This is a genomic window from Phenylobacterium sp. LH3H17 (assembly GCF_024298925.1).
In the GTDB taxonomy this organism is placed as follows: Bacteria; Pseudomonadota; Alphaproteobacteria; order Caulobacterales; family Caulobacteraceae; genus Phenylobacterium.
In genome coordinates, this window is the sequence record NZ_CP101283.1 from 4,148,593 (window position 1) to 4,167,058 (window position 18,466).

16 protein-coding genes and 1 tRNA gene are annotated in these 18,466 nt (G+C 70.4%); 9 read left to right on the forward strand and 8 right to left on the reverse strand.

Going from position 1 to position 18,466, the window contains the following annotated elements; all coding sequences use genetic code 11:
* Positions 1-82 precede the first annotated feature (82 nt).
* The 6 genes from M9M90_RS20560 to hemC all read right to left on the reverse strand — a co-directional run bounded on the left by M9M90_RS20560 (position 83) and on the right by hemC (position 5,196).
* On the reverse strand, positions 83-781 hold the full coding sequence (locus tag M9M90_RS20560; RefSeq protein WP_371876883.1) for a PEPxxWA-CTERM sorting domain-containing protein: 699 nt from the start codon (positions 779-781) through the stop codon (positions 83-85).
* 172 nt (positions 782-953) lie between these two features.
* A tRNA-Thr gene (locus M9M90_RS20565) sits at positions 954-1,029 on the reverse strand.
* A gap of 40 nt (positions 1,030-1,069) precedes the next feature.
* Entirely contained in the window at positions 1,070-2,599 is a 1,530-nt protein-coding gene (locus tag M9M90_RS20570) for a heme biosynthesis protein HemY (protein WP_254835087.1), read from the reverse strand.
* Positions 2,596-3,471 carry a COG4223 family protein gene (locus M9M90_RS20575; RefSeq protein WP_254835088.1) on the reverse strand — a complete coding sequence of 292 codons (876 nt, stop codon included), beginning with the start codon at positions 3,469-3,471 and terminating at the stop codon, positions 2,596-2,598. The genes M9M90_RS20570 and M9M90_RS20575 overlap by 4 nt, the downstream gene beginning before the upstream one ends.
* A gap of 3 nt (positions 3,472-3,474) precedes the next feature.
* The gene (locus tag M9M90_RS20580) at positions 3,475-4,173 is read right to left on the reverse strand and encodes a uroporphyrinogen-III synthase (protein WP_254835089.1); all 699 of its coding nucleotides are present in this window, start codon (positions 4,171-4,173) and stop codon (positions 3,475-3,477) included.
* A gap of 54 nt (positions 4,174-4,227) precedes the next feature.
* A complete protein-coding gene (gene hemC, locus M9M90_RS20585; protein WP_254835090.1) occupies positions 4,228-5,196 on the reverse strand; it encodes a hydroxymethylbilane synthase in 969 nt (322 codons plus the stop codon).
* Positions 5,197-5,269: 73 nt separating this feature from the next.
* Between hemC and tsaD the strand changes: the two genes are divergently transcribed.
* The 5 genes from tsaD to M9M90_RS20610 are packed head-to-tail and all read left to right on the forward strand — an operon-like array spanning position 5,270 to position 8,782.
* Entirely contained in the window at positions 5,270-6,361 is a 1,092-nt protein-coding gene (gene tsaD, locus M9M90_RS20590) for a tRNA (adenosine(37)-N6)-threonylcarbamoyltransferase complex transferase subunit TsaD (protein ID WP_254835091.1), read from the forward strand.
* On the forward strand, positions 6,358-7,347 hold the full coding sequence (locus tag M9M90_RS20595) for an NAD(P)H-dependent glycerol-3-phosphate dehydrogenase (protein ID WP_254835092.1): 990 nt from the start codon (positions 6,358-6,360) through the stop codon (positions 7,345-7,347). The genes tsaD and M9M90_RS20595 overlap by 4 nt, the downstream gene beginning before the upstream one ends.
* A gap of 8 nt (positions 7,348-7,355) precedes the next feature.
* Entirely contained in the window at positions 7,356-7,643 is a 288-nt protein-coding gene (locus tag M9M90_RS20600; RefSeq protein ID WP_254835093.1) for a YciI family protein, read from the forward strand.
* Positions 7,640-8,008, forward strand: coding sequence for a Rieske 2Fe-2S domain-containing protein (locus tag M9M90_RS20605; protein WP_254835094.1), 369 nt, complete (start codon positions 7,640-7,642; stop codon positions 8,006-8,008). Before M9M90_RS20600 ends, M9M90_RS20605 begins: the two co-directional genes overlap by 4 nt.
* Positions 8,009-8,065: 57 nt before the next feature.
* Positions 8,066-8,782, forward strand: coding sequence for a class I SAM-dependent methyltransferase (locus tag M9M90_RS20610; RefSeq protein ID WP_254835095.1), 717 nt, complete (start codon positions 8,066-8,068; stop codon positions 8,780-8,782).
* A gap of 185 nt (positions 8,783-8,967) precedes the next feature.
* Here M9M90_RS20610 and M9M90_RS20615 read toward each other — a convergent pair whose 3' ends face one another.
* On the reverse strand, positions 8,968-9,723 hold the full coding sequence (locus M9M90_RS20615) for a creatininase family protein (RefSeq protein WP_254835096.1): 756 nt from the start codon (positions 9,721-9,723) through the stop codon (positions 8,968-8,970).
* A gap of 58 nt (positions 9,724-9,781) precedes the next feature.
* A complete protein-coding gene (locus M9M90_RS20620) occupies positions 9,782-11,362 on the reverse strand; it encodes a M28 family metallopeptidase (protein ID WP_254835097.1) in 1,581 nt (526 codons plus the stop codon).
* Positions 11,363-11,560: 198 nt separating this feature from the next.
* Between M9M90_RS20620 and acs the strand changes: the two genes are divergently transcribed.
* The 4 genes from acs (at position 11,561) to M9M90_RS20640 (ending at position 18,463) form a co-directional block, all read left to right on the forward strand.
* Positions 11,561-13,498, forward strand: coding sequence for an acetate--CoA ligase (acs, locus tag M9M90_RS20625; RefSeq protein ID WP_256549219.1), 1,938 nt, complete (start codon positions 11,561-11,563; stop codon positions 13,496-13,498).
* A complete protein-coding gene (locus tag M9M90_RS20630; RefSeq protein WP_254835099.1) occupies positions 13,495-14,475 on the forward strand; it encodes a small ribosomal subunit Rsm22 family protein in 981 nt (326 codons plus the stop codon). The genes acs and M9M90_RS20630 overlap by 4 nt, the downstream gene beginning before the upstream one ends.
* A gap of 111 nt (positions 14,476-14,586) precedes the next feature.
* Entirely contained in the window at positions 14,587-15,570 is a 984-nt protein-coding gene (locus tag M9M90_RS20635) for an NADP-dependent oxidoreductase (RefSeq protein WP_254835100.1), read from the forward strand.
* A 79-nt stretch (positions 15,571-15,649) separates the two neighbouring features.
* Complete coding sequence (locus M9M90_RS20640; RefSeq protein ID WP_371876884.1) at positions 15,650-18,463, forward strand: M16 family metallopeptidase; 2,814 nt, start codon at positions 15,650-15,652, stop codon at positions 18,461-18,463.
* Positions 18,464-18,466 lie beyond the last annotated feature (3 nt).

Below are 18,466 nucleotides of genomic sequence, written 5' to 3' on the forward strand. Positions count from 1 at the left end.
GTCGGGTGTCTTGTGGATTGCGAACAAAAAAGCGCCGCCGATCGTGAGATCGGCGGCGCCTTCTCTTGTTCGGTCAAACGCTTTAGGCGAACATGGCCGCTTGCTTACGGCGCGCACTGCGCACCATGGAGCCGACGCCGCCGAAGCCCATGATCATCATCGCCCAGGTGGCGGGTTCAGGAACGCCTGACTTGAACGCGAAATCGTCGGCCTCGAAGGCCTTCCCGTTCGAGTAAAGTTCGATCCCGACCAGTTGGGTGTCGAGGCCGCTCAGCGTGAAGTTATAGCGCTGGTTGGTCTGCGGCAGGCCTTGTTGGCCGGAGCCCGAGCCCGGGATGATCGTGGTGCCGCCGGCGGTGTGCAGGCGGACCTCGTTGAACTGGTCGTTCGACCCCCAGTAGAAGCTGAAGGTGTGGACCGGACCGCTGATCAGGCTGCCAACGTGGATCGTGGCGGACTGCGGCGAAGGCGAACCGGTCGCCGGAACGACGATGAAGTTCGTCAGGTCTTGCCACGGCGCGGCGTACTGGTTGGGCAGGCCGCCCGTTTGGATGCTGTAGTTGCCCGACAGAACGCTAAGCGGATAGGGACCGCTTTCAAAGTCCAGCAGGACCGTCTGACCGGCCGGAAGCGGCAGGGCGTCGGGACCATTCGTCGAAGTCACAATGACGGCGGCGCTAGCCGCAGTCGCCACGACCGTGGCCGTGGCCGCGAAAACGGCTCCGGCCAAAATCTTCTTAAAGTTGCTCACTTGGGAGCCCTCCATAAACCACATGTCCAATGCCCCTCCGAGTAACGCCCCCCGGACGCAAGTAGCCCGCCCGTAACTCAGTGGTTCACAATTGGTTAAATCCGAACCTATGCCGCACCGCAACGGGATTCCCCAAATACGTGCGTTTTGTTCGACGAATGGTGTTATTTGGCCCGATTGCCGTGCAATTTCAGGGCAGGGGTGGTGCCGCCTAGGTGACTCGAACACCTGACCTACGCATTACGAATGCGCCGCTCTACCGGCTGAGCTAAGGCGGCCCGAAGGCTGTCGCGGACCCTGCGGTTCGCGAGCGAGCGCCTACTTAGCGGCTCTCGGCGCGCTCGCCAAGCGCCGCCTCGCTTGCGAGCGACGTTCTCCGGCCCGAGGGGGGATGGGCGCCGGCGGCTCCTCGTCTTCGTAGACGCCTTCGCCGATCGGATAGGGCGACGCCTGCGCACCCTCATGCGCCGAGAGAAAGGCCGCGGAATCCGCGTAGGAAATAGGCAATTGCGGCAGCTCGCTCATGGTCCGCTCGCGCCGTTCGTGGCGGGGGTGGAGCAATTCGCCGGTTTCCGCGTAGCTGGCCACCAGCCGGGCCCAGTCGGCCGGTTGATAGGCGAAGGCGCGGCCCTCCGGGTCGAGGTCGGACCAGTCGGGCTCCTGGGCGGCCGACACCCCGCGCGCCATCCAGACCCGCGCCTCGTCCGGCTGGCCGGCGGCGAAGTGCGCGCGCGCCAGCAGGCCGGCGGTCCGGGCGGTGAGGGGTTCGGTCTCCAGGATCCGCGCCGCGTTCAACGCCCGGTCCGCGTCGCCGGCGATCAGGGCCTGCTCAACCACCAGGATGCGGCTCTCGCGCGCCTCGGGGTTCAGTTGGGCGAGTTCGGCCAGGCGCCCGGCGCGCTGGCGGGGGGTCTCGTCGGTCTTCAGGTCGCGATAGGCCAGCCACAGGGCGGGATGCGGCGCGGCCCTCCAGGCGCTTTCCAGGGCCTGGGCGGCGCGGCCGGCCTTGTTGTCGGCGGCGAGCAGGCGCGCGGCCATGACCACGCCGGGTGCGAAGCCGGGCTGCAGCTTGGCGGCCTCGACCGCGAAGTCCTGGGCCTGGCCACGGGCCTTGGGATCTGCGGACCCTTCGAGCTGGGCCGCCGAGGCGGCCAGCAGGGCGGCGCGGGCCCGCTCGGCGACGATGGGAGAGACGATCTTGCGGGCGAGCGCACCCTTCACCAGATCGAGCGCCCCGTCCCAGTCACCGGCTTCGAGCCTCGCCTCCAGCAGGGCGCGCCAGGCCCAGCGGGCGGTGCGCGCCAGGCCGTAGGCCTGCTCGGCGTGGCTGAGGGCTGCGGCGCGGTCGCCTTGGGCCAGGGCGGCCTGCATCAGGCCCCGGTGACCGGCCAGCCGCATCTCGGGGAAGCCCAGCATGGCCGAATAGGCCGCCTGGACGGCGACCGGATCGTCGGCCGCATCGGCGGCGTGGGCGGCCAGGACCCGAACCAGGCCGGGCGCCTCGTCGGCGAGATCGGCGGCCTTCAGCGCCAGGCGCCTCGCCTCCAGCCCATCGCCGGCCGCAGCCGCCAGGAAGCCGCGGGTCAGCACCTCATTGGCCTGCCGGCGGCGGGCCTCGGCCCTGGCGCGTTCGGTCCGGCGCGGAGTCTCCGCCACCCAGAGCAGCAGCCGCCAGCCGATCATGGCGGCCAGGGCCGCGAACAGGGTGATCAGCACGAAGGCCGCGGCGGTCATGTCCGCGCGCCAGCCCAGCCAGACCAGGGTGGCGTGCCCGGGCTCGCCGGTCATGGCCAGGATGGCGGTGGCCAGCGCCGCCACCAGGAAGAAGATGATGGCCGTGCGAATCATCCGCCGCTCCGGGCGAGACCGGCCAGGTCCTCCAGCGCCAGGGCGCGGACCTGGGCGATCCGTCGGTCGATGTCGGCCCGCCGCTCGGCCCGCACGCGCCAGGGGGCGAGCGCCGTCTTGCCGGCGGACGGCAGACCGTCGAGGGTGTTCAGCGCCGCGACGATGTCGCCCTCCTCCACCTGGAGCTCGGCCTTGGCCAGGACGGCGTCGACGCCGGTTCCCGGCACGTCGCCTACCCGGCGGAGGGTGACGATTCGCGACAGGGCGTGACCGATGCGGGCCAGCAGGCCGGCGTCCTCCTGCGGCGAACGCGCCGCGGCGGCCGCACGCGCGGCGTAGTCCGGGAAGCTGGCCGCCAGGGCGGCGCGGCTGGGCGCGCCCTGCTCGGCATAGGATCGGAGCGAGCGCAGATCGGCCGAGGGCGGGGCGACGGCGGCAAGAGCGGCGAGCTCGCCAGGGAAGGGCCGCGAGGTCTGGGCCGCCTCCATGAGGGCCGCGGCGGCGAGCGCCCCGGCCGCGGCTTGGGCGGCGCGGGTCTGTTGTCCTTCCAGGGTCTCGAGCCGCTCCGCCAGGCGCGCGAGGTCGGCCGACGGCGTCCCGGCGTCGAGCGCCGGCTCCGGATCCGCCGGCGTCAGGACCGCAGCCGCGGGCTGCACGGGGGCTGGGCTGGATAAGCCCACGGCTTCGGCGGCGGGGCGCGGCCTGGCCGGGAACAGCCGGGGCCCGAAGCTGGCCAGGACGTAGCCTGCGACGATGCACAACAGGCCGAAGACGATCATCGCCCAGAAGGCCGGGCCCATCACCCGCGCGCGGCCGTACGACCCCGGATCGCGGGGGGCGGAGAGCTCGGCAGGATCGGGCGACACGCTCATGGCCTAACGGTCTATCAGATTCAGCAGCGCCGCTTCGAGGGGGAAGGGCGAGAAAACCCGCGCGGCGACCTTGGCCCGGGCCAAGGGCTTCATCACCGCCTTGGAGAGACACAGAACCCGCAATTGCGGCAGGGGTTGGGCTCGCAGCAGGGCGGCCAGGGCCTCGGCGGCCTTCGGCGAATGGACCAGGGCCGTGTCCAGTCCGGGCAGGGCCGCAAGGGTCTTTTCGTCCAGCGTCGCGGCCACCGTGTCGTAGAGCACAGCCTGCCGGGCCTCGATGCCGTTGCGCGCCAGGACCCCCGCCAGGTCGCCGGCCAATTCGGCCGCGCCGGGATGCAGCACCGCCCCGGTCAGCTCGGCGCGGCGCACCGCGATCCCCTCGGCCAGGGCCGCGACGTCGCCGTCGGCCGACAGCACGCGCTTGAACCCCACGGCCTTGGCCGCCTGGGCCGTGGCCTGCCCCACCGCGAACACCCGCAGGGAACGGTCCTTGGTAAGCTCGGCGAAGGCCCGCACCCCGTTTGAGCTGGTGAAGGCCAGCGATCCGACGCCCTCGAGGTCGATCACCGCGTCTGGGAGGGTCCGCATCTCCAGCAGCGGCGCCACGAAGGCCTCGTGCCCCATGTCGCGCACGCGGGCGGCCGTCGCCGCCGCACCCGGCTGGGCGCGGGTGATCCATATCCGTCGGGGCGTCTTACTCATGGCAGGGGAGAGAACCTTCACCGTTCGCAACCCTGACGGCGGACGCCGCGGGAATCAATGCGGCGGCAGGATCAAATCGCCAGCTTCCTCGGCGATCGCCTCCCCAAGGGAGAGACCGAGCGCCCGCGCCGCCTCCTGCGGATCGCGCGCCGAGGACAGTTCGGCCGAGCCCTCGCGGCGGAACCGGTGGACGCCATCCTGCGACAGGGCCTCGACGATCAGGTGCAGGCCGCCGGTCTGCAGGCGGGCGAAAGCGCCGATGGCGGTCTTGCACGAACCCTCCAGCGCGGCCATCGCGCCACGCTCGGCCGCCACGGCCACGGCGCTGGGCGCATGGCGGATCGCCTCCAGCCAGGGCGCGCCGATGTCGGCGAGCCGGGTTTCGATGGCCAGGGCGCCCTGACCTGGGGCCGGCGGGCATTCCACGGGGTCGAGCAGGCTCTGCGGCAGATGGCCCAGCCCCAGGCGCTTCAGGCCAGACAAGGCCAGGAGGATCGCGTCGGCGTCCCCGGCCGCCAGCTTGGCCAACCGGGTGTCGACATTGCCGCGCAGCATCTGGACGTCGAGGTCGGGCCGCCTGTGCAGGGCCTGGGCCTGGCGTCGCAGGGAGGCCGTGCCCAGGATCGCGCCCTGGGGCAGGTCTTCCATGCGCTGGGCCTTGGGGCTGAGGAAGGCGTCGCGGGGATCCTCCCGCTCGGGGATGGCGGCGATGCACAGCCCGTCCGGCAGGGCCGCGGGCATGTCCTTCAGCGAATGAATCGCGCAGTCGATGCGGCCGTCGAGCAGGGCCTCTTCGATCTCCTTGGTGAACAGGCCCTTGCCGCCCACCTCCAGCAGCCGGCGGTCCTGGATACGATCTCCGGAGGTGGTGATGACGATCAGCGGGGCGACCCGCTCGACTGCGTCGGCGTCGCTGGGATCGGCGCCCAGGGCGGCGGCGATCCGACGCTGCATGATCCCGGCCTGGGCCAGGGAGAGCTTGGACCCGCGGGCCCCGATGCGGACGGGCGGTTGCATGGGCACGATGCGCGGTCTACCTCGGCGAACGAAAGGAAGAGCCCGTCCGCTACAGGACGGGACCGCAGGCCGCAACTGAATGACCGCATCGCTGACCGTCCTTGGCCTGGAGACCAGCTGCGATGAGACCGCCGCGGCGGTCGTGCGCCTGGACGCCGACGGCCACGTGACGGTGCTGTCCTCCATCGTCGGAACGCAGATCGCCGACCACGCGCCCTATGGCGGCGTGGTGCCGGAGATCGCCGCCCGCGCCCATGTGGAGACCATCGACGCGATCACCGCCGAGGCGCTCAAGACCGCCGGCCTCAGCTACGGCGAGCTCTCGGGCGTCGCCGCCACCGCCGGGCCGGGCCTGGTCGGCGGGGTGATGGTGGGGCTGTCCTTCGGCAAGGCCGTGGCCCTGGCGCGAGGCCTGCCGCTGGTGGCGGTCAATCACCTGGAGGGCCATGCGGTCTCCGCGCGGTTGGCCGCCGACATTCCCTATCCCTTCCTGCTGCTGCTGGTCTCGGGCGGCCATTGCCAACTGCTGGAGGTCGCCGGGGTGGGCGCCTGCCGCCGGCTGGGCACCACCATCGACGACGCGGCGGGCGAGGCCTTCGACAAGATCGCCAAGACCCTTGGCCTGCCCTATCCCGGCGGCCCGGCGCTCGAAGAACTGGCGGTGGGCGGCGACGCCTCGGCCTTCACCCTGCCCCGCGCGTTGCTGGGCCGCGATGGCTTCGACTTCTCCTTCTCGGGCCTGAAGACCGCCGCCGCGCGTTTGGCGGAGACCGTGACCGACGAACCCGCCCGCAAGAACCTCGCCGCCGCGGTCCAGGCCGCCATCGCCCGCCAGCTGGCCGAGCGCACCGACCGCGCCATGGTCGCCTATGCTCGCCGACATGAGGGACGCTCGCTGCGGTTCGTGGTCGCCGGCGGGGTCGCGGCCAATGGCGCGGTGCGCGCCAAGCTCAAGGAGACCGCCGAGGCTCAGGGCTTCTCCTTCGACGCCCCGCCACTGGCCTATTGCACCGACAACGCCGCCATGATCGCTCTGGCCGGCGCCGAGCGCTTGGCGCTCGGGATCAGCGACCCGCTGGACGCGCCGGCCAGGCCGCGCTGGCCGCTGGACGCCGCCGCGGCGCTGGCCAATCCCATCCACGTTCACGGCCGAAAGGGCGCCAAGGCATGAAAAGCGCGGGCGTCATCGGCGGCGGAGCCTGGGGCACGGCCCTGGCCCTGGTCTGCGTGCGGGCCGGTCTCTCGGTCACGCTCTGGGCGCGCGAGCCCGAGGTGGTGGCCGGGATCAACGGCATCCACGAGAACCCCATCTTCCTGCCCGGCGTGGCGCTCGATCCGGCGGTGCGCGCCACCGCAAACCTGGCCGACCTGGCCCAGGCCGACCTGATCCTCAACGTCACCCCCGCGCAGCACTTGCGCGGCAGCCTCGCGGCCTTCGCGCCCCACGCCCGGGACGGGATACCCATGCTGCTCTGCGCCAAGGGCGTCGAGCAGGCCTCCCTGAAACTGATGACCGAGGTGCTGGCCGAGACCCTGCCGGGCGCCGCGCCCGCCGTGCTGTCGGGGCCGAGCTTCGCGGGCGAGGTGGCCCGCGGCCTGCCCACCGCCGTCACCCTGGCCTGTCCAGACGAGACGCTGGGCCGCGCCCTCGCCGAGGCCATCGCCACGCCCACCTTTCGCCCCTACCTGGCCACCGACATGGTGGGCGCGGAGATCGGCGGCTCGCTGAAGAACGTCCTGGCCATCGCCTGCGGCATCGTCGAGGGCCGGGGCCTGGGCCGCAGCGCCCACGCGGCCCTGATCACCCGCGGCTTCGCCGAGATGACCCGCATGGCCGTGGCCCTGGGCGGACGGGCCGAGACCGTGGCCGGCCTCTGCGGCCTGGGCGACCTGGTGCTCACCTGCTCCAGCCCCCAATCGCGCAACATGAGCGTCGGTCTGGCGCTTGGCGCCGGCCAGACCCTGGACCAGGCCCTGGCCGGCAAGGTCTCGGTGGCCGAGGGCGTCGCCTCGGCGCCCGCCGTCCGCGCCCTGGCCGCCAAGCTCGGCGTCGAGACCCCGATCTGCGAGGCGGTCGCCGCCATCCTGGCCGGCGAGGCCGATGTCGACGACGCCATCGCGGGCCTGCTCTCGCGCCCCCTCAAGACAGAACGATAGGAACCGCCATGCCGCTCTTCGCCCTGTTCTGCGTCGACAAGCCGAACTCCCTGCCCCTGCGCATGGCGACCCGCGAGGCCCATCTGGCCTATGTGGGCGGCTTCCGCGACCAGCTCCGCCTCGGCGGCCCGATGCTGGACGACAAGGGCGACATGGCCGGCTCGATCATCTTCATCGAGGCCGACGATCTCGCCGCCGCCCAGGCCTTCAGCACCGGCGACCCCTACCGGCAGGCGGGCCTGTTCGACCATGTGCACGTCACCGCCTTCAAGCCCACCCTGGGAACCCTGGGGTGACCCGCGACGGCCCGGACAATCTCGCCCGGCCCGCGGCCGGCCAGGACCTCTGCGCCCTGACCGACCTGTCCGATCCTGGATCGAAGGGCTTTCGCTTCCGCCATGAGCGGCTGATGTTCGCCGGCTTCGTGGTGCGGGTCGGCGACCAGGTGCGGGGCTATGTGGACTCCTGCCCCCACGCCGGCTGGCCGCTGGCCGCCTGGGACGACCGCTACCTGACCCGCGAGGGCGACCTGATCCTCTGTGGCGGCCACGCCGCCCTGTTCCGGCCCCTGGACGGAGTCTGCGTCGCCGGGCCCTGCGCCGACGAGCGTCTCAGTCCCTGGCCCGTGGCGGTCATCGGGGCTCGCATCGTCACCGCCTGAGAAGCTTCCTTAACGCCTACCAGCTAAACCGTGGCGCGACTTCAAGGAGAGGCTCTCATGGCCGACGCCCTTCGCGCGCTCGCGACGTTCAACGGACGGTTCGCGCCGCAATTCGCCAGGACCATGCTGGCCACCCCGCGCGCCGACGAGGAGGCCGCGGCCTTCGCCGCCCACTGCGACACCAAGGGCTTCGAGTTCACCGAGGCCTGGGCCGACAACAATTTCCGCTTCGTCTCGCCCCTGCTGCGCGAGTTCGCCAAGGACAAGGGCCAGATCCGCTATCTCGAGATCGGCGCCTATGAGGGCAAGAACCTGGCCTTCATGGACTGGCTGTTGCCCGCCCGGCTGGACGTCACGGTCATCGACCCCTGGTTCGACGAAGAGCTCAATCCGGAAGAGAAGTACCTGGCCGTCGAGCCGCGCTTCCAGCGCAACGTGGCCAAGCTGAAGTTCGACAAGCTCACCGCCCGAAAGGGCTTCTCCACCTACGAACTGCCCAAGATGCTTGAGGCCGGCGAGAAGCTGGACCTCATCTATATCGACGGCTCCCATACCGCGTGGGCGGTGGGCGTCGACCTGGCCTATTGCGCGGCCCTGCTCGATATCGGCGGCATGATGGTGCTGGACGACTACTGGCACGACGAGAGCGAGATCGGCGGCCCCGGCGTGAAGCAGGCCGTGGACCATTTCCACGCCGTCTTCCGCCAGTATTTCGAGATCACCGCCGTCTACCGGCAGGTGGCCCTGACCAAGATCCGCGACATCCCGCGGTAGGGCCATCGCTTACGCCGTGTAGGGCCAGGCCCCCTCCGTCACGTCGCCGGAGAGGGCGACGCGACACCTCCCCCAAACCGCGCTTCGCGCTGGGGGAGGATCTAGGTCAGCGCAAAACGACAGATGCTACCCCTCTGGGGGAGCTGTCGGCGAAGCCGACTGAGGGGGACTTTGACTCCGACCTCCTATCCCCGCGCCGGGAACGGCTCGGCGACGAACTCCGCCACGTCGGCGATCAGGCCCTGGGCCGCCATCGCCACCAACTCGCCGCCCTTTTCCGGGGTGGCCTGGCCAGGGTCGGAGCCCATGCGGCCGTCGGGATAGCGGGCGCGGAAGTCCTTGGCCTCGCGGATCGGACCGGTGGGCGCGATCTGCGGCGCGTAGTTCGCGGTCTTGATGTGGTCGGGATAGGCCCACTGGGTGACGGCGATCTCCGAGGGGGTGGCGTGGCTGCCGTGACCGGTGGGGAACTGGCGGTTGGCGAGCGCCAGGACGCCGCGCAATTCCCACCAGTTCTTCAGCTTGCAGGAGAAGCCGCGCTCGACCCGGGCGAAGCTCGCCTCGGCGTAGAGCTCCGAGAAGGCCGCCTCGATGGTGGCGACGTTGCCGCCGTGGCCGTTCAGGAAATAGATCTTCTCGAAGCCGTGGGCGTGCAGCGAGCGCACCCAGTCGCCGATGGCGGCGATGAACGTCGAGGGCCGCAGCGATATGGTCCCCGGAAAGCCCAGATGGTGCTGGGCCATGCCGATGCTGAAGGTCGGCCCGATCAGCAGGTCGGAGGTCTTCTGGGCCTCGTGGGCGATGATCTCCGGGCACAGCCAGTCGGTGCCCAGGAGCCCCGTCGGCCCGTGCTGCTCGTTGGAGCCGATCGGGATCACCACGCTCTTGGAGTGTTCGAGATAGGTCTCGATCTCTTGCCAGGTGGAGAGGTGGAGCAGCATCGGAAATCCTGGGTTCGCGTCGAAGGATCGGTCTTAGCAGCTTGCGCGCCGGAGCGCCTTAGTCGGCGAACCGCTTGAAGAAGCTGGTGTCCTTCCAGGCCGGCCGCTTGGGGGCGTTGGCCGCCTGCAGGACGACGGCGGCCATGTAGGCGTTGAACTTCACCGCCTCGGCCCGCTCCACAGGCTGGCTGAGGTCGTCGGCCAGGCCGTGATAGCGGCTGGACCGCCAGGCCTTTTCGATCTCCGCCTGCGGCGTCCCCGGCTTGAACCCGAACTTGAAGGCGAGCGCCGGCACGCCGACGCGTATGAAGCTGTACTGGTCGGAGCGGATGAACGAGTTGCGGTCCGGATAGGGGTCGGCCACCACCTCGAGCCCCTGGTCCCTGGCCGCCGCGCGGGCGGCGTCGCCCAGGGTGCTATCGTCCGCCCCCAGGACGATCACCGAGGTCAAGGGCCAGAGCGGCAGGGCCATGTCCATGTTGAGGCTCGCGACCACTGAACCCCTCGGCACGCTGGGGCGTTCGGCGAAGTATTTCGAGCCCAGCAGGCCCTTCTCCTCGGCGGTCACCAGGACGAACAGCACCGAGCGCTTCGGCTTGATCTCGGCGGCCGCCATCTGCCGGGCGACCTCCAGCACGCTGGCCACGCCCGAGGCGTTGTCCATGGCGCCGGGATAGTAGGGCGCGCCCTTGCCGGTCTCGTTCAGCCCCAGATGGTCAAGATGGGCGGTGATCACCACATGCTCGGCGGCGAGCGTGGGGTCGGAGCCCGGCAGCTTGGCGACGACGTTCTGCGAGGTGACCGCCGAGACGGTGGCCGCGACATCGGCCTTGAGGCCGACCTTCAGGTCGAAGCCGTCCATCGGCTTGGCCGCGTCGGCCAGGGCCAGGACCTCGGCGAAGCTGTGGCCGGAGCGGGCGAACAGCTTCTCGGCGGTGGCCGGGTTGAACGAGGCCGAGAACTTCGGCGCCGCCGCGTCCTGCAGGGACGGGTCGGCCGGGTACATGCCTGGCTGCACCGAGTTCTCGATATTGCGCGTCCAGGGCGCCTCGGCGGTCTTGGGGCTGGTGAGCGAGATCAGGCCCACGGCGCCGGCGGCCTCGGCCGCGCGCCAGGTCTGGGCGCCGCGGGAGTGAGACTTGAGCGCCGCGGAGATGTCGCCCGGCCCGCCATTGATATAGACGGCGATCTTGCCCTTCAGATCCTGCTTGGCGAAGTCGTCGACGCCGATCTCGGGCAGGTGCAGGCCGTAGCCGATGAACACCAGGGGCGCTTCCACCTTGGGCCTTTGCGGGACGCGTGAGCCCAGGATGATGTCAGGGCCGACCTGCAGCGGCGCGATCTGCGACCCGGCCGTCAGAACGACGCTCGACCGGGCGGCGTCGATCTTCTGCACCGCGAAGGTGACCGGCTGCAGGTAGAGGTCGGTTCCCGCCGGCTGCAGCCCATAGGCCTTGAACTGGCCGGCGGCGTAGGCGGCCGCCCTCGCATGACCCTGACTGCCGGTCAGCCGGCCTTCGAATTCCGGTCCGGCCAGGGTCTCCACGTGGCCCCACCACCGCGCCTCGTCGGTGGGCGGCGCGGCGGCCAGGGCGGGGGTCGCGGCCAGGGCGGCGCAAAGGACAAGGACGAGACGCATGCGGAGCACTTTCCAACCGGAAGCGAACCCTCACACTGCGCCGATCCGCGAGCGCCGCACAAGTTACGGTGGCGTCGCGCTCGTGTCGCACGCCAAGCCTGACCGAGGGAAACCGGAGAGGTTTTCACCCCTGGCCTGTTGCGCCCGGGCTCCCTCTCCGCATAACTCCCCGCAAGTCTGTGAGAAGGAGTGCGCGCAGTGAGCGAAGGCGAGGTTTTTCCGGTTCCGAGCGCCTGGGCCAAGCGCGCGCATATGGACGCCGCCGGGTATGAGGCCGCCGTCGCGCAGGTGGAAACCGATCCGGAGGCCTATTGGCGCAAGGTCGCCAGCCGCCTCGACTGGATCACGCCGCCCACCCAGATCAAGGACACGTCCTTCCACAAGCACCCCTTCCACATCCGCTGGTACGCCGACGGTGTGTTGAACGCCTCGGTGAACTGCCTGGACCGCCACCTGGCGACCCGCGGCGACCAGACCGCGATCATCTGGGAGAGCGACGAGGGCCATCCCTGGACCAGCCTGACCTACAAGGAGCTGCACGCCGAAGTCTGCCGCATGGCCAACGTGCTCAAGGCCAAGGGCGTCAAGAAGGGCGACCGCGTCACCATCTACCTGCCGATGATCCCCCAGGTGGCGGTGTCCATGCTGGCCTGCGCCCGCATCGGGGCGGTGCATTCGGTGATCTTCGGCGGCTTCTCGGCCGACAGCATCGCCGGCCGCATACAGGACTGCGACTCCAGGATCGTCATCACCGCCGACGAGGGCATGCGCGGCGGCAAGGTGGTCCCGCTGAAGCAGAACGTCGACGAGGCCCTGACCCAGTGCCCAGGCGTCACCGACGTGATCGTCGTGCGCCGCACCCGCGCCGACGTGCCGATGGTCGAGGGCCGCGACGCCTTCTTCTCCGACCTCAAGCAGACCGTCTCCGACGTCTGCGAGCCCGAGCCGATGAACGCCGAGGATCCGCTGTTCATCCTCTATACCTCCGGCTCGACGGGTAAGCCGAAGGGCGTGCTGCACACCACCGGCGGCTATCTGGCCTGGGCGGCCCACACCCACGAGCTGGTCTTCGACTACCGCCCCGGCGAGGTGTTCTGGTGCACGGCCGATGTGGGCTGGGTCACCGGTCACAGCTATGTGGTCTATGGCCCGCTGGCCAATGCGGCGACCACCGTGATGTTCGAAGGCGTGCCGAACTACCCGACCAACTCCCGCTTCTGGGAGGTGATCGACAAGCACCAGGTGGAGATCTTCTACACCGCGCCCACCGCCATCCGCGCCCTGATGCGCGACGGCGACGAGCCGGTCGCCAGGACCAGCCGCAAGTCCCTGCGCCTGCTGGGCACGGTGGGAGAGCCGATCAATCCCGAGGCCTGGCTCTGGTACCACCGGGTGGTGGGCGAGGGCCGCTGCCCCATCGTCGACACCTATTGGCAGACGGAGACGGGCGCCTGCCTGGCCACCCCGCTGCCGGGCGCCCACGCCGCCAAGCCGGGCTCCTGCGCCAAGCCGTTGCCGGGGGTGAAGTTCGAACTGGTCGACGCCGAAGGCAAGGTCCTGCACGGCGCGGTCAGCGGCAACCTGGTCGTCACCGACAGCTGGCCGGGCCAGATGCGCACGGTCTATGGCGACCACCAGCGTTTCTTCGACACCTACTTCTCCACCTATGCCGGCAAGTACTTCACCGGCGACGGCTGCCGGCGGGACGAGGACGGCTACTACTGGATCACCGGCCGGGTGGACGACGTGATCAACGTCTCCGGCCACCGCCTGGGCACCGCCGAGATCGAGAGCGCCTTGGTCAGCAACGAGAACGTGGCCGAGGCCGCGGTGGTCGGCTTCCCGCACGACATCAAGGGCCAGGGCATCTACTGCTTCGTGACACTCAAGGCCGACGTGACCCCCACCGACATCCTGCAGGCTGAGCTCAAGGGCTGGGTCCGCCGGGAGATCGGGCCCTTCGCCGCCCCCGACGTCGTGCAGTTCGCCCCGGGCCTGCCCAAGACCCGCTCGGGCAAGATCATGCGCCGCATCCTGCGTAAGATCGCCGAGAACGACCTCACCAACCTGGGCGACACCTCCACCCTGGCCGATCCCTCGGTGGTCGACGACCTGGTGAAGAACCGCGAGGCGTGAGCCCCGACCTGCCGCCCGCCCTGCGCCAGGCCGCCGACCGCTTGCTGGAGGGCGTGTCGCGCAAGGGCCTGGCTGAGCAATCCGCCAGGATTTCCGCCCAGTATCGGGCCGGCCAGTCCTCGGCCGGGGTGGTGGGCTCCACAGCCGAGGCCACGGCCTATGTCCTGACCCGCCTGCCGGCCACCTATGCCGCCGGGGCCCATGTGCTGGCGGAGGCCGCGCGGATCGCGCCGGATTTCCAGCCCAGGACTCTGCTCGACGCCGGAGCGGGACCTGGCGGCGCAGGCTGGGCGGCGCTGGAGACCTGGCCTGCCCTCGAGGCGGCGACCCTGCTGGACTCGAACCAATCCTTCCTGGAGATGGCCACGACCCTGGCCGCCGAGGGTCCCGCCGCCCTGCGCGACGCCCAGCGCCTGCGCGGCGACCTGACCGCGCCGCGCGACTGGCCCGCCGTCGACCTGGCGATCGCCAGCTATGCCCTCGCCGAGATCGCCCCGGCCCGCCAGGCTGAGACCGTCGCGGCGCTGTGGGCGGCGACCCTGGGCATGCTTGTGCTGATCGAGCCGGGAACCCCAGCCGGCCACGCCCGCATCCTGGCCGCCCGCGACGGTCTGATCGCCGCCGGCGCGACCATCCTCGCGCCCTGCCCGCACCACGCCGCCTGCCCGCTGGTCGCGCCCGACTGGTGCCACTTCGTCCAGCGCCTGCCGCGATCCCGCGACCACCGCCTGGCCAAGGGCGGCGAGGTTCCCTTCGAGGACGAGAAGTTCAGCTACCTGGTCGCCGCCCGCGCCGGGGGCGTCCGCCGCGAGGCCCGCATCCTCGCGCCGCCCCACGCCGCAAAGCCCGGCATCACCTTCAAGCTTTGCACGCCGGAGGGAACCGCCGAGCCGCGCTTCGTCCCCCGCCGCGAAAAGCGGGCCTACGCGATCGCCCGCCGCCTTGACTGGGGCGACGTCCTGCCCGGCACCGAATAATTCGAACGCGCGTTTAAATTCGCTGGCGAAACCTGGGTGACCTTGCGACAACTCCGCCCTGGCCCATCCGCATTTCAGGGCCGCGCCATAAGAATCCCGAGGAAGGCCATTATGCCCAAGAGCCGCGAAATCCACCTTGTCGCCCGTCCGAAGGGCCTGCCCGCCCAGGACGACTTCGCCCTGGTCGAGACGTCCGTGCCGGACGCCGCCGACGGCCAGGTGCTGGTCGAGAACCTCTACATGTCGGTCGACCCGGCCATGCGTCCGCGGCTAACCGCCGGCCAGGACCTCAACGTCGCCATGATGGGCGGCGCGCTCGGCAAGGTGGTGCAGTCCAAGCACCCCGATTTCGCGGTCGGCGACCTGGTCTCCAACCGTCTGGGCTTCCGCGAGTTCTTCGTCTCCGACGGCAAGGGCTTGACCAAGCTTGTCGCCGATCCGGACCTGCCGCTGACGGTCCACATGCATGCGCTCGGCATGACCGGCTTCACCGCCTATGGCGGCCTGCTGCACATCGGCCAGCTCAAGGACGGCGAGCAGGTCTTCGTCTCCACCGCCGCCGGCGCCGTGGGCTCGGTCGCCGCCCAGATCGCCAAGATCAAGGGCTGCTATGTGGTGGGCTCCACCGGCGCGGCGGACAAGGCCGCCTGGCTGAGGGACGAGGTGGGCCTGGACGCGGTCATCAACTACAAGGAGACCCCGATCCGCCAGGCGCTGGAAGACGCCACGCCCAAGGGGATCGACGTCTATTTCGACAATGTCGGCGGCGACCACCTGGAGGCCGCCCTGCGCCGCATGAACACGCTCGGCCGCATCCCGGTCTGCGGCTTCATCTCCGGCTACAATTCCGGCCACTCCAACGTCTCGAACCTGTCGAACATCATCTATTCGCGGGTCATGCTGCGCGGCTTCGTCGGCACCGACTTCATGCACCTCTATGGCGACTTCCAGCGCGACATGGCCGGCTGGCTGAAGGACGGCAAGGTCAAGTACCAGGAGACCATCCTGGACGGCATCGCCAACGCGCCTTCCGCCTTGATCGGACTGATGGAAGGCAAGAACTCCGGCAAGATGCTGGTGAAGCTCGCCGCCTGAGCTTCATGACAATCCCGTAAGCTTTCCAGGGGCCGCGCCGGTGATAGGGTCGCGGCCCCTGCCTATTCTGGAAGCCTCCATGTTCCGCACCGCCGTCCGCGCCTTCGCCCTGACCATGACCCTGGCGCTGGCGGCGCCCGCCGTCGCCGCCGATACGGTCCCGCCCATCGCCTACAAGGAACGGACCCTGGCCAACGGGCTGAAGGTCTATTCCTCGGTCGACAAGACCACGCCCAATGTGACGGTCCAGGTCTGGTACGGGGTGGGGTCGAAGGACGATCCGGTCGGCCGCTCGGGCTTCGCCCACCTGTTCGAGCACATGATGTTCAAGGCCACGCGCGACATGCCGGCCGAGACCATCGACCGGATGACCGAGGATGTGGGCGGGTTCAACAACGCCTCCACCTACGACGACTTCACCAATTACTATGAGGTGGTTCCCGCCAACCACCTGGAGCGGCTGCTCTGGGTGGAGGCCCAGCGGCTGGGCGCCCTCGTGGTCGACGAGGCGGTGTTCAAGTCGGAGCGCGACGTGGTGAAGGAGGAGCTGCGCCAGTCAGTGCTGTCCCAGCCCTACGGCCGGCTGATGTACCTCTACCTGCCCCAGGCCAGCTACACGACCCACCCCTATAAGCGTCCCGGCATCGGCTCCATCGAGGAGCTGGACGCCGCCACCATCGACGACGTCCGGGCCTTCCACGCGGCCTATTATCGGCCCGACAACGCCGCCCTGATCGTCATCGGCAATTTCGACGAGGGCGAGCTCAACGCCTGGGTCGACAAGTATTTCGGACCGCTCAAGCGCCCCGCCGCCCGCATCAAGCGGGTGACCGCCGTGGAGCCGCCGCGCACCCAGTCCGGCGTGTTCGAGGGCTATGGCCCCAATGTGCCGCTGCCGGCCGTCGCCATGACCTGGCACGCCCCGGCCGCCTCCAGTCCGGACGCCGCAGCGCTCACCGTGCTCGACGCCATCCTGTCGTCGGGCAAGTCCTCGCGACTCTATGACAGCCTGGTCTATGAGCAGCAGGTGGCGGCCGACGTTTTCTCCGACGCCTCCCTGCCCGAACAGCCCGGCATGGTGATGGTCGGCGCCATCCTCTCGAACGGCAAGACCGTCGCGGAGGGCGAGAAGGCCCTGCTGGCGCAGGTCGCCAGGCTGCGCGACGCCCCGCCCACGACGGCCGAACTCGCCGAAGCCAAGAACGAGCTGGTCACCGGCAAGCTGCGGGCCCGCGAGACCATCGACGGCCGCGCCTTCGCCCTGGGCTACGCCCTGCGCACCGCCGGCGACGCCGCCCTGGCCAACCGCGAGCTGGCGCACCTCCAGGCGGTCACCGCCGCCGATGTGCAGCGGGTGGCGCGGAAGTACCTGACCGACACCGGCCGGATGACCATCCGCTACCAGGCCGAAACCAACCGCCCGGCCGGCGAGGCCGACGCGACGCCCAAGCCGCCGGTGGTGGCCTCGGTGAAGTACGCCGGCGAGATCGTCACCCTGGCCCCCGAGGGCCAGCGCGCTGCTCCGCCGCCCCTGGGCACGCCGGTCAGCCCGGTCCTGCCCCAGCCCGCCGAAAAGACCCTGGCCAACGGCCTGCGGGTCATCGTCGCCAAGTCCTCGGACCTGCCGCTGGTCACGGCCGACCTCACCGTCCGGACCGGCGCCTGGGCCGATCCGGAAGGCCTGGCCGGCGCCATGGGCATGACCGCCGGCATGCTGACCGAGGGCACCACGACCCGCGGCGCGCAGCAGATCGCCAGCCAGACCGAGGCCCTCGGCGCGTCCCTGGAGGCCGGCGGCGCGCAGGAGAGCGCCTCCGTAACCCTCAATGTCATGCCCGAGAAGCTGCCGGCGGCGCTCGCCATCATGGCCGATGTGGCGCGCAACCCGGCCTTCAAGGACGAGGAGCTGGAGCGCCAGCGCACCCAGGCTCTGGACGGCCTTTCGGTGGCCTACCAGCAGCCGGGCCAGTTGGCGGGCTTCGCGGCCTCGCAGGTGGTGTTCTCCGGCACCGCCTTCGGCCATGTGGCCACGGGGACCCCGGCCTCGCTGACCAAGCTCACGACCGCGGACCTCGCCAAGCTGCACGCCGCCAGCTTCCGGCCCGACAACGCGATCCTGGTCCTGACCGGCGACATCACGCCGGCCCAGGGCTTCGCTCTGGCCGAGACGGCGTTCGGCGACTGGAAGGCGCCGGCCGGTCCGCCCCCGGCCCGGGTCGGCGTCACGCCGAAGGCGTCGCCGCGCGCCGTGGCCATCGACCTGCCCGGCACGGGTCAGGCCGCGGTCACCGTGACCAAGGCCGCCATCTCCCGAGCCGCGCCCGACTACTATCCCGGCATCGTCGCCAACTCGGTGCTGGGCGGCGGCTATTCCGCTCGGCTGAACCAGGAGATCCGCATCAAGCGCGGCCTCTCCTATGGCGCCAACTCCCGGCTCTCGGCCCAGCGGACCACCGGCCTGTTCCGCGCCGCGGCCCAGACCAAGAACGAGTCCGCGCCCGAGGTGCTGGACCTGATCGTCGCCGAGCTGAAGCGCCTGGCCGACACCCCGGCCGGGGCCGAGGAGCTGAAGGCCCGCAAGTCGGTGCTGGTGGGCGGCTTCGGCCGTGAGCTGGCCACCACCGGCGGCCTGGCCGACATCCTGGGCAACCTCGCCCTGTATGATCTGCCGCTGGCCGAAATCGGCGCCTATACCGGCAAGGTGGAGGCGGTGACGCCGGCCGAGGTCCAGGCCTTCGCCAAGACCAATCTCGACCCCGCGGCGGCGAGCGTCATCGTCGCCGGCGACGCCAAGGCCTTCCTGGAAGGGCTGAAGACGCGCAAGCCGAACCTGGAGGTGGTCCCGGCGGCGGACATCGACTTCGATCGGGTGGATCTCAAGAAGGCGAACTAGGCC

Excerpts from the sequence above, each read along its gene's own strand:
- M9M90_RS20570 (WP_254835087.1), bottom strand. The coding sequence starts at position 2,599 with ATGATTCGCACGGCCATCATCTTCTTCCTGGTGGCGGCGCTGGCCACC.
- M9M90_RS20575 (WP_254835088.1), bottom strand. The coding sequence starts at position 3,471 with ATGAGCGTGTCGCCCGATCCTGCCGAGCTCTCCGCCCCCCGCGATCCG.
- M9M90_RS20580 (WP_254835089.1), bottom strand. The coding sequence starts at position 4,173 with ATGAGTAAGACGCCCCGACGGATATGGATCACCCGCGCCCAGCCGGGT.
- tsaD (WP_254835091.1), top strand. The coding sequence starts at position 5,270 with ATGACCGCATCGCTGACCGTCCTTGGCCTGGAGACCAGCTGCGATGAG.
- M9M90_RS20595 (WP_254835092.1), top strand. The coding sequence starts at position 6,358 with ATGAAAAGCGCGGGCGTCATCGGCGGCGGAGCCTGGGGCACGGCCCTG.
- M9M90_RS20600 (WP_254835093.1), top strand. The coding sequence starts at position 7,356 with ATGCCGCTCTTCGCCCTGTTCTGCGTCGACAAGCCGAACTCCCTGCCC.
- M9M90_RS20610 (WP_254835095.1), top strand. The coding sequence starts at position 8,066 with ATGGCCGACGCCCTTCGCGCGCTCGCGACGTTCAACGGACGGTTCGCG.
- M9M90_RS20615 (WP_254835096.1), bottom strand. The coding sequence starts at position 9,723 with ATGCTGCTCCACCTCTCCACCTGGCAAGAGATCGAGACCTATCTCGAA.
- M9M90_RS20620 (WP_254835097.1), bottom strand. The coding sequence starts at position 11,362 with ATGCGTCTCGTCCTTGTCCTTTGCGCCGCCCTGGCCGCGACCCCCGCC.
- M9M90_RS20635 (WP_254835100.1), top strand. The coding sequence starts at position 14,587 with ATGCCCAAGAGCCGCGAAATCCACCTTGTCGCCCGTCCGAAGGGCCTG.
- M9M90_RS20640 (WP_371876884.1), top strand. The coding sequence starts at position 15,650 with ATGTTCCGCACCGCCGTCCGCGCCTTCGCCCTGACCATGACCCTGGCG.